Source organism: Salinivibrio sp. IB643, assembly GCF_001996105.1.
GTDB lineage: Bacteria > Pseudomonadota > Gammaproteobacteria > Enterobacterales > Vibrionaceae > Salinivibrio > Salinivibrio costicola.
In genome coordinates, this window is the sequence record NZ_MUFF01000077.1 from 1 (window position 1) to 2,082 (window position 2,082).

Below are 2,082 nucleotides of genomic sequence, written 5' to 3' on the forward strand. Positions count from 1 at the left end.
ACTCTATATTTTAATTGTTTAGGTAAATAGAATAAATATGAAAAATAATGGTAAGAGTATTGTGTTAGAAAAAGCACCGATGGTTTCTATTATAATGCCAAGCTTTAACTGTGAGGATACCATAGTTGAAAGTGTAAATAGTGTATTAAGCCAAACGTATAAAAACTGGGAACTTATTATAGTAGATGACGCGTCTACAGATGATACTTGGCGTGTTGTAAGTCGATTCGTTGATGAATACGACAGAATTAAAGCTTACTCGAACTCTGAAAATAAAGGTGCTGGCTGGTGTAGGAACTTTGCAATTGAGAAAGCTAGAGGGCGTTTTATAGCATTTTTAGACTCTGATGATTTATGGAAAGAGGATAAAATTGAGAAACAAATTTCTTTTATGTTAGAAAACAACTATGCTTTAACCTATACATATTACCAACGATTAGATGGCAGTGATGTTCTGGACATTGTCAAAGCCCCTTTAGAGACTGACTACAATAAATTACTATTTAGTAATGTCATTGGTTGCTTAACAGCAGTTTACGATACTAAAAAGTTGGGTAAGAGATATATGCCCTTGATCAGAAAGCGTCAGGATATGGCTTTATGGTTACATATCTTAAAGGATATACCTACTGCCCATTGCCTACCTGAAGTTCTTGCAAGTTATCGGTATAACAATGGCATGTCCTCAAATAAACTTAAAGTATTATCTTATCAGTGGGAGCTGTATCGAAAAGTTATCGGGTTAGGATTAATGAAGTCTTTATTTGTTTTTTCCGTTTATGCGTACAAGGGCTTTCTTAAGCATCGATAAAAAAACCACCGCTAAGCGGTGGTTTTTTCTTACTAAAAGTCTAATATAATGTGCTAATTAGGGCTCAGCGCTAGGGGTTCTCGTTACTCTTAACGATTATCTACCCATTCCAAACAGGACTGTCTTTACCGTAAGCAACAGAATTCTCAATTCCATTTTCCACGTTTGATGCTTGATGTAATACACATCATATTTATGTTTCCAAATCGCATCCTCTACTGAGGCGCCATAAGGGTATTTAACTTGTGCCAGCCCAGTGACACCCGGCTTTACAGCATGACGAAAGCGATAGTATGGAATTGACTTCTCTAACTCTGCAATAAACACTTCGCGCTCTGGGCGCGGGCCCACCAGTGACATCTCGCCTTTAAATACATTAATCAGCTGCGGTAGCTCGTCGATGCGGGTTTTACGAATAAAATTGCCCACTCTGGTCACGCGCGCATCGTTCTTCGTCGCCCACTGTGCGCCGTTTTTTTCAGCATCGTTACGCATCGAGCGAAACTTAATCACGTWAAATTCTTTATTGTACTGGCCGGTACGCTTTTGTTTGAAGAATATAGGGCCTGGGGATTCAAGCTTGATGAGTAGCGCTGTGATTAATCCTATTGGCAATGCAACTAAGCCTATAGCAGTGGCAAACAGCAGATCGATGACGCGTTTTTGTAAACCGTTTTTTCGTTCAGATAATATTGAAAAGGCTTTTTGGTGTAAAAAATAACCACTGTGAAGTAATTCGGTTTCTGTGTAACCGAGCGTTCTATCAAAGTAGCTAACCAGAGGTTCAACCCAAGCACCTAGCTCCGTGGCACCGATCAAAAACTCTTGCTGTTGTGTTGATARCTTTGCACTTTTAAAGTGGCACAAGGTTTTATTTTTAAGGTTTTGTACATCATAGCAGTTGATGCAAGCCCTTAAGTCAGGATGGCGCTCTAATACTTGCGCTAAATCATCGATGTCTTCATKAGGGCAATAGATGAATACATCACACTGGTCATAGTCAGTATGCGGTTGATTAATGAATCGCGAGTCACGAAACTCTCGTTCTTTTGTCGGCGCGACCGTTTCTAAGTCACGATGTTGTACCTCAGGCGAAAGCGTATTATTCATGGGGGTATCTAGCCAAATTTTAATTGTTAGTATGGATTGTCACGCTGTTGTTATGTGTCCGATACAATTCGGTCATGCGTGACTTTTTATACAATAATGACGAAATTCTACCTGATGGGAGCGATTAAAAAAAGTGTGTCCTGAAGAGTGAAGCGTTTTAT

Annotated in this window: 2 protein-coding genes; one reads left to right on the top strand and one right to left on the bottom strand. The window is 39.3% G+C overall.

Features of this window, described 5'->3' with window-relative positions; translation table 11 throughout:
• Positions 1-37: 37 nt before the first annotated feature.
• A complete protein-coding gene (locus BZG77_RS14480; RefSeq protein ID WP_077647745.1) occupies positions 38-811 on the top strand; it encodes a glycosyltransferase family 2 protein in 774 nt (257 codons plus the stop codon).
• Between the two features lie 96 nt (positions 812-907).
• Here BZG77_RS14480 and BZG77_RS14485 read toward each other — a convergent pair whose 3' ends face one another.
• Positions 908-1,921, bottom strand: coding sequence for a sugar transferase (locus tag BZG77_RS14485; protein WP_077647746.1), 1,014 nt, complete (start codon positions 1,919-1,921; stop codon positions 908-910).
• Between the last annotated feature and the right edge of the window lie 161 nt (positions 1,922-2,082).

What these genes read in the sequence shown, in the direction of transcription:
- BZG77_RS14480 (WP_077647745.1), top strand. Translation starts at nt 38, where the DNA reads ATGAAAAATAATGGTAAGAGTATTGTGTTAGAAAAAGCACCGATGGTT.